The following is a 7,898-nucleotide window of genomic DNA, read 5'->3' on the forward strand; positions in this document are numbered from 1 at the left end:
AAGATCCATTAGATGGCCGTGAGGCGCCAAGCTGTGCAGTTGCGCCCGTGATGTACGGCCACACGACGGACCCGAACACCAGCAGGATCAGCACCAGACCACCGCCGCCCGCCGCCTGCGGGCAGCCGCGGCACATCCACGTCATGCCCCTCAACAACCACGATGGGGGGAACTTCGTTCGCTGCGGATTCTGACTGACGGTCGGCAGTCTCGACAAAGCGCGGGACCGCAAGAGGCACGGCGAGAACGATGAAGGGATGACGAGAGGTGGGCTCGCGGGCGCAAGCCCGCGGATGTAGTGGCCTCCGCAGTCGACTTTCATCTCCTCCTTGGCCCGAGATCACATCCGCCTCATATATAGGCGCAATGTCAGCCTGCACGCTCTCTGGCACTCCCCAGCGCTTCCGTGGTCGGACGGTCGCTCGGGAACGAACGTGAGTGCCTCTATCCGCAGGTAGTTCGCCCTCCCTCCGCCTGCTCTCGGAACGCCACGATGCCCTTGGAACAGTGGCCGGACCTACCCCGGTGCTGCGACCGCGAGACCAGCGGCCCTCCTGCGCTTCCCGGCCCATCCGGACAAGACAGCTGGAGGCTGCCATGGTCGATGTCATCCCTCCCTCGGGGTTCAAAGAAGACGAGTGGCAGGCGTACGTACAGAAAGGGCGCCGGCTCGTGAAGCAGATCAGCGAGGCCAAGTTCGAGCTGGGCGACACCCTCGTCGAGATGCTCGACTCCCCCGACCGTCAAGGCGACGTAGAGACGATCGTCGGGGTCTATGCCGAGCAGATCAGCGCCAATCAGAACACGCTCCTGCGCTACCGGTACGTCGCCAAGGCGTGGCCGGCCTCGATGCGGCGGCCGGACGTCTCCTGGACCGTGCACGCGCGCCTGGCAGCCGAACCCGACCGGTTTCGCATGATCCGCGAGGAGCCCCCCAACCCCACCGACCCCACCGAGACCGTGCCGTGGACCCAGGACGAAGCACTCCGCGCCCGGCACTTCATGCCCGTGCACCCCAAGACCCCCGTCGAACGGATCGAGAAGGCCAAGCACATCCTGCGCGATACCGAAGAAGCCGCAGAGGCGATCGCCCAGCTTGCCGAGCGCGCCGAGGTGATCGACGCGGCCGTCGAAGACCCCCGCTTCCGCCAGGCCGTACGAGAGGCGAACCGCCAGCGCGGCAAGAAGCTCGAGGAGCGCGCCGGTGAGGCCCGCGCACTGGCAGGACTGTCGGAACCGCCTTCTCGGGCCGCGCCGCAGGATGAGCCTTCGGTTCGACAGGCGCCGTCCGTCGACTATCGGGAGACTCCCTCGGCTGTGCTCCGAATCCTCGGCCTGGCCACCAGCTTCTGCGTTTCCATGCAGAACGCCGTCGTCCTGCTGCAGACCGAGACCTGCGACGAGACCGCCATCGAAGCCGTCACCGACAGCATGCACAAGGTCCGTGCGGTCTGCGACTGGTGCGAGCACGTCGCGACCACCGGTAAGACCGACATGGACGCCGCCCTGGCCGAGATGCTGCGCGACGAGGCAGGAGGGGAAGGGTGATGACCACGCCTCGCCGGTCCCCTCATGACTTGGGGGAGGAACTGTGGGAGGCCATCGGTGACTTCGGCGGCGACGGCATGCCACGCAGCGAAGCCCTGGAGAAGATGTCCCTGGGGCAGTTCGAGATCGCCAAAGCCTGGGACCGGGACAACATGTGCGTCCCGGAGGAGGAGTGCCTGCTGTACCTCTTCACCCTGTACATGCGCACCCGCGATCCCCGGCTCTCCCTGCTCGCCGTCAGCCGCGAACTCGCCCAGATCCACAAGCGCGCGGTACGGCTTCACCGCAGTGCCATCGCACCGCTGTCCCCTGCCGATCAGCACAGCCCCCAGATCATCGTGGCCAGCCAGGCCGTCAACGGCATCGTCCGGGCGACACAGCGACTGCACGACGCCGGGTTCTCCATCGGTCTCGCCCTGCGCGGCGAGGGACCCACCGAATAGGAGAGGAGACCGACCGCCATGCCGGACGCCGGTGCCCCCGACGACGTCCCTCTCTTCTGGAGCCAGGAAGGACGCACAGCCGAAGTCGTCAGATGCCATCTGGGTCACCTGGCCGCCCGGGAAACCTTCGAGATGGTCGGCGGGTGCCCCTACTGCAGCCACACACCGGGTGAACGAATCGCCGCGCTCCAGGCGACACGCCGAGCAAGCCGGCAACGCCCATCCATGGAAACAGCGACGACCGACGAGCGCCACGCCGAAATCGTCAAGGAAGGAACCAAACTCGTACGACGTGCCAGCGCAGTCCAGTTCACGCTGGGAGACCTGGCCCTTGATGTGGCACCACTGCAGGAGAGCCACAGCCACGAGCCCAGGCCGCTGGCCGAGTTCGCCAAGGCCCTGGGTATCTCGGCAGCGTCCCTCGCGAGGTATCGCAGAGTGGCAGCGGCCTGGCCCCAGGGCAAGCGCGATGCGCGCACCTCTTGGTCGGTACACGCGATCCTCTCCAGCCATCCGGAACGGTTCGAGCTCATCAAGCACCCGCCCGCCTCCGGGACCGAAAAGGTCTGGACCTGCGCGGCGGCACAAAATGCCATGAGACGAAGCAACACCTGAGCAGGCAGAACGCGACGTCCCCCGCAATTGCGCCAACCGGAATGACGCGCATGATCGTCGACGCCCAGGTCGACAAGGCGGCGAGCATCATGTCGTACCCCGAGCCGACCCACTGACACGTTCACCACGCCGCGCAAGACCCGGCACCCAGCGCGAACACGTACGCCATCGAGGCACCGCTACCGAAGCGGCCGGAACGCGGAGCACGCCGACCGCGTCTCCGACGCTCCATCGGCGATCCGCGGCGACAGGACCGAAGGCGGCATTCCCTACCGCCACCAGCATGCGGATACTGACCGCCATGACTTCGTCTCCGCAGGAAGAGATCAGGAACGCTGCACAAGCCATCTCGGACATGCAAGTCGCAACGGTTCCCGGCGAGCATGCCCGTGCCGCCGGCCACGCTGCGGCCAACCTCTGCTCGGGCGCCGGACATCGACTCTTGTACGCGCCGACGGAGCTGCAGCAGCTGATCACAGAGGCCATCGAGATCGGTTACGCGACGGCCCTGCAAGACGTACGCGAAGGCGACTTCGACGGAGCCATCCGGGAATGGCGGCCCGGCCTGTCCGAGGAGTAAACCGCTGCATGGAGGCCAGAACGAGAACCCTCCGTGGTTGCAGTTCTGGTTGCATTCACCTGCGTACGGCACCATTCAGAAGCTCCGCCCGCACCTGCTAAACCGCAGGTCAGGACGTTTCCGTACGCCCCAGAACCCCCAGACGGACATTTGGAAAGCGTGTTGGGGGCAACCCCTCACGGCAGTTCGCATCTCATATCCTCCACAGCCGCCTGAACAGGCGAAACGAGAACCCCGGACCGCTCAGCGGCCGGGGTTCTCGGCATGTCCTGGTCTCACTTTTGGTCTCATTTATTTCCGACTTTTACGACATTCTGTCCAGGTGTAGTGACTGTGGCGTGACTCCCTCGCGGCACCGGCGGCCATTCCAGTCGGTCTGCACTCCGGGACCTGGCCGGGGACCGATCCGGTTCCGTATCGACCGTCCCGACGGCGAACTCGGATTCTGCGACGAGCGCACCGCCACACTGACCGCTCTGCTCAAAACTGGGCGTCCACTGGGATCACCTCGTCGCCGTGGAGCAGTTCCAGACAGCCTCAGCCGGGCTTCACTATCCGCACTGCGTGGAGGGTGCCGGGGCGTGCCCGCCCGAGGACTGCGGCGGCGGACCCGGCTCCAGCGATCTCAAAGTGATCCTCGCCGACCCGGCGCATGAGGAACACCACGCCATGCTGACGTGGCTCGGACTCCGGTCCGCCACGGAATTCGCCCCTGACCGTTTCGCGCCGGACGAGGCCACCGCGCGGCTGCTGCGCCTCACAGCACCATGAAAGACGAGCCGCCCGACCACGCCACCGTTCGCGGCACGGACCGGTAACGGAGGCAGGGGCGGGCGGCGAACGGGTGGGCTCACCTGGGCGCGGAGTGCAGTTCGCGTACCAACTGCGGGGTGAGCAGCTCGCCGGCGCGGTCGGCGAGGACGGCCATTTCGTAGCCGACGAGGCCCACGTCGCACCCTTCCGCGGCGAGGACGCCGAGGCAGCTGCCGTCGCGGATACGACCGACCATGAGGAAGCCGCCGAGCATTTCGATCATGACGAGCTTCATGCCGTGGAAGCCATGGGCCGTCGCCGCGTTCTGGGCAAGGCTGGTGATGCCGGAGACGACGGCGGCCAAGTGGTCGGCGCGATCTCGGCCGAGGCTGTCCGAGGCGGCCATGAGAAGGCCGTCGGAGGAAACGGCGACGGCATCGGTGACGCCGTCGGCGGTGCGCACGAACTCCGAGACGAGCCAGCCGAAACTCTGGACGGCGGTGGTCACGATGACGCTCCTTGGGGGTTTCTGGCTTCGGCGCGGGCGACCCCTGCTCGGAAGCCGTTGAGCAGGGAGGACACAGCGGGCCTGGCGGGTGGGGGTGAGGTGGAGGGGTTCTCCACGGGGGCGAGCAGGCGCCCGGGAAGGACAAGGAGGGCGGACAGGCCGCCGCCAGGAGTGTCGAAGAGGTGGACTTGAGCGCCTTCACCGAGGCGGTGAGCGAGTCGGCCGACGACGAGGTGGCCGAGGAACCGGGTGGGTGCGGCAACTAGGACCTCCTCGCCGGAGTAGGAGAGGAGGGCGCCCGCACGTGCTTTGTCGGCTTCGGACATGCCGATGCCGTGGTCGACGACACCAAAGGAGTATGTGTCGTCCTCGGTGTCGTACCAGCCGTGCACCTCGACCGGTTCGGTCGGGGGCGAGAAATTCAGTCCGTTCTCGATGAGTTCGGCGAGGAGGTGGGCGACATCTGCGACGGCGTGCCCGCGCACCCGTACCGGCTCCACGGTCGCGATCAGAACTCGACGGTACTGCTCCACCTCTGCGACTGCGGACTGGACGACCTCCAGACCGTCGGCGGGTGCTGCCGTGGGCCGCGGCGGATTCTGCCCGGCCAGGACCAGCAGGCTTTCGGCGTTGCGCCGCATACGGGTGGCGAGGTGGTCGAGCTCGAAGAGCTCGGCGAGGGCGTCCGGGTCGAGTTCCTGCCGTTCCAGGCGGGTGATGAGGGTGAGCTGGCGACGCACGAGGCTCTGGTTCCGGCGGCCGAGATTGGCGAGCGATTCCGTGGTGTTGCGACGCAGGCCGGCCTGCTGGGCAGCCAGCTGGAGGGCCGTGTGTTCAACCTGCTGCAGGGACGCCGCGACCTCGGCGATCTCGGCCGCACCGCTCAGCAGCCGTGCATCGGGGTTGTCCTGCACGTTCTCCGGCGGGAGGAGCTGAGCATGGTCCTGCGGGGACTGCTGCATACGGGCGACGGCTGCGGGCAGCCGGCGGCGCGCCACGTCGTGAGCGGTCTCGGCGAGCCCACGGAGCGGGCCCGTGAGGGACCGGGAGGCAACAGCGGCGAGGCCCGCGACAAGGGCGGCGATGAGCGTGCCCGCGACGAGATAGGCGGCGAGGGCCAGCTCGGCGTCGTGGCTGAGCCGATCGGCCCGGTCCCGTACGCCGTCACCGACCGACTGCTGGACGGCGTACAGATCGTCGACGAGTACGGTCATCGCGTCCCACCAGGTGCCGGCGTCGGCGCGCAGCGGGGAGCCGTCGGCGGCGCCTTCCGCCTGTTTCTCGTAGGCGGTGGCGCGTTCGGCGTCCTCGGTTGCGAAGGCTTTCTCCAGTGCCGCGTGCTGAGGTGCGGTGGCGACCTGCCGGAAGCGGGCGAGGGCGGCGACACGTGTGGCTCGCACCTCGGTGAAGTCGATGTACGCGCGGCCGTGGAAGGCGCCTTGGGCGAACACACCGTTGAGGAGTCCGCGTTCGAGAGCGACGGACTCCTTGGCGGCGGCCAACTCGCGCAACGCGGCCAGCCCGTCACGCAGTTGACGGTCGGCGCCGGTCGCGGTCTCCGCCACCGGATCGACGGCGTTCAGGGCGTTGACCGCGCTGGTGTAGAAGGTGAGGGTCGCAGCCTGGCCGGCGGTGCCTCTGTCGGCCGCGGCTCGGATGTCGGCGAGACGCCGCAAGTGCCGCTGGACGACGTCCTCGACGGCGCTTTCGCTGCGCATTCCGCGCAGTGCCGTGTCAACGCGCTTGCGCGTGGCGGAAAGCGGTGGGCGGAACTCCTTCTCACCGCCCAACAGGCCGTTGGTCAGGCCGCGTTCGCGCTGCAGCTGGTGCACCAGGGCCTGGATGCGCAGGCTGAGGCCCACCTCGGCACGGGTCGTCCGGGCATCGCCGAGGGCCTCGGCGCGGCCGTGCACGGCGAGACCGGCCACCGCCAGCAGCAAGCAGATCGGGACCGTGATGACCACCGCCACCCGGCCCCTGATGCTGCGCCAGCCAGGCATCGGCCGTCGCCCGGGAGTCGCTCGGCCCCCGTGGCGGCGCACTGAACCGCCCTTGCCCAATCTGCCCTTGCCGATCGCGGCAAGCCTGCCACGCAGCGGCCCTACGGGCATCCGCACCCTCATGTCACGAAGTTAGTCCGACCGCCGTAGCGGCCGGTTTCCTGCCTGTTAGACCGCGTGGGACATTCCGTTGCGCCGCTCTCACACCGCAGAGCAAGAGATTGTGACCGCGGAATGGTCAAGCACAGGGGTGTGGTGTGGGTGGGAGCGTGACGAGCGTGGCTCCCGTACAGGGCATCCCTGGCATGCCGCCTGCGGTACTGGCCAGCCGACGATGTTGTTGCCTGAACGAAGTGAGGTGTTCTCCCCGCGACCTGCCATAGCCCCCTGACCGCGGAAATTCGCGTCAGGCCATTGAGGCGACGCACTGGTAAGGAGCTTGATACCAGGGGTATGGTTCTTTGTATGGCAACAAAGAAGGTAACGGTGACGATTCCCGAGGATCTTCTGGACGAGATCCGTGCGGAGGCCGCAGAGCGGGGCCTGTCGGCGTACGTCGCCGAGGCGCTGCGATTCAAGCGCGACCGGGACCGGCTGCTGGAGCTGGTCGACTGGCTGCAGGAGGAACACGGGTCGGTCACCGATGACGAGCGCGCGGCAGCCCTCGTGGAACTGGACGATCTCGACGCGGAGCACGAGCTCCGCCGCACCGCAAAAGGACGCGATGCCGGAGAGGCAGCGTGAAGAAGCGCGCCGGTGAGCGCGGGCAGCGGCCACTGCGCGTCTTCGTACTCGACTGCGAAGCCCTGTCCCTGGCCGTCCGCGGCGACCGGAAGATGATCGCCTGGCTCGACCTCGCGGCTGGGGGTGAGGCCGAGGTGGTGACGTCTCCCATGACGTTGGTCGAGGCGTACGACGGCAGAACCACCGAGCAGCGCTGGGACTGGGTGCTGTCCCGGCTCAAGGTCGCCGACATCGGAAAGGACGAGGCCCGCCAGGCCCGGCGCCTCCTGGCTGACGCCAAGCTGCACGGCCACAAATACGCGATCGACGCAGTACTCGCTGTCATCGCACGCCAGCAGAAGGGCCAGGTCACCGTCTTCACCTCGGACGTAGACGACCTGGAGAAACTCCTCCCGGACACCATCGTCGTCAAGAAGGTATGACCCAGCACCCTGGTGTCATTTCTGGTCTCATTTCTGGTCTCATTCACCCCCGTCCAGTGCCGTCCGTCACCTACCCCCAGCCTCACTCCGCCGCAGGTCAGGACGGATCCGAGCGCCGCCGAACCCCCAGAGGAACATTTGGAAAGCGTGTTGGGGGCAACCCCTCACGAGTTCGAATCTCGTATCCTCCGCAGCCGCCTGAACAGGCGAAACGAGGAGCCGAGCCGCGATTGCGGCTCGGCTCCACGGCGCGCCCGGGGTCCGGTTAGAGGGTGTGGTTGTCGG

The 7,898-nt window shown here is 67.5% G+C and carries 9 protein-coding genes; 7 read left to right on the forward strand and 2 right to left on the reverse strand.

Going from position 1 to position 7,898, the window contains the following annotated elements:
• Positions 1–597 precede the first annotated feature (597 nt).
• The 5 genes from AB0N07_RS40995 to AB0N07_RS41015 all read left to right on the forward strand — a co-directional run bounded on the left by AB0N07_RS40995 (position 598) and on the right by AB0N07_RS41015 (position 3,957).
• A complete protein-coding gene (locus AB0N07_RS40995) occupies positions 598–1,548 on the forward strand; it encodes a DUF6192 family protein (RefSeq protein ID WP_365844280.1) in 951 nt (316 codons plus the stop codon).
• On the forward strand, positions 1,548–1,991 hold the full coding sequence (locus AB0N07_RS41000; RefSeq protein WP_365844282.1) for a hypothetical protein: 444 nt from the start codon (positions 1,548–1,550) through the stop codon (positions 1,989–1,991). The genes AB0N07_RS40995 and AB0N07_RS41000 overlap by 1 nt, the downstream gene beginning before the upstream one ends.
• Positions 1,992–2,009: 18 nt before the next feature.
• On the forward strand, positions 2,010–2,606 hold the full coding sequence (locus AB0N07_RS41005) for a DUF6192 family protein (RefSeq protein ID WP_365844284.1): 597 nt from the start codon (positions 2,010–2,012) through the stop codon (positions 2,604–2,606).
• 283 nt (positions 2,607–2,889) lie between these two features.
• Entirely contained in the window at positions 2,890–3,186 is a 297-nt protein-coding gene (locus tag AB0N07_RS41010; protein WP_365844286.1) for a hypothetical protein, read from the forward strand.
• A gap of 516 nt (positions 3,187–3,702) precedes the next feature.
• Complete coding sequence (locus tag AB0N07_RS41015) at positions 3,703–3,957, forward strand: hypothetical protein (RefSeq protein WP_365844288.1); 255 nt, start codon at positions 3,703–3,705, stop codon at positions 3,955–3,957.
• Between the two features lie 79 nt (positions 3,958–4,036).
• Here AB0N07_RS41015 and AB0N07_RS41020 read toward each other — a convergent pair whose 3' ends face one another.
• Together AB0N07_RS41020 and AB0N07_RS41025 are read right to left on the reverse strand one after the other, a co-directional pair.
• A complete protein-coding gene (locus AB0N07_RS41020; protein WP_189781019.1) occupies positions 4,037–4,447 on the reverse strand; it encodes a roadblock/LC7 domain-containing protein in 411 nt (136 codons plus the stop codon).
• Complete coding sequence (locus AB0N07_RS41025) at positions 4,444–6,417, reverse strand: nitrate- and nitrite sensing domain-containing protein (protein ID WP_365844290.1); 1,974 nt, start codon at positions 6,415–6,417, stop codon at positions 4,444–4,446. Before AB0N07_RS41025 ends, AB0N07_RS41020 begins: the two co-directional genes overlap by 4 nt.
• 495 nt (positions 6,418–6,912) lie before the next feature.
• On the opposite strand from AB0N07_RS41025, the gene AB0N07_RS41030 reads away from it, so the two are divergent.
• Positions 6,913–7,191 (forward strand): CopG family transcriptional regulator, encoded by a 279-nt coding sequence (locus tag AB0N07_RS41030; RefSeq protein ID WP_365844292.1) that lies wholly within the window; start codon positions 6,913–6,915, stop codon positions 7,189–7,191.
• Positions 7,188–7,613 (forward strand): PIN domain-containing protein, encoded by a 426-nt coding sequence (locus AB0N07_RS41035; protein WP_365844294.1) that lies wholly within the window; start codon positions 7,188–7,190, stop codon positions 7,611–7,613. The genes AB0N07_RS41030 and AB0N07_RS41035 overlap by 4 nt, the downstream gene beginning before the upstream one ends.
• Positions 7,614–7,898: the final 285 nt, after the last annotated feature.

The organism is Streptomyces sp. NPDC051172 (genome assembly GCF_040682555.1).
Lineage (GTDB): Bacteria > Actinomycetota > Actinomycetes > Streptomycetales > Streptomycetaceae > Streptomyces.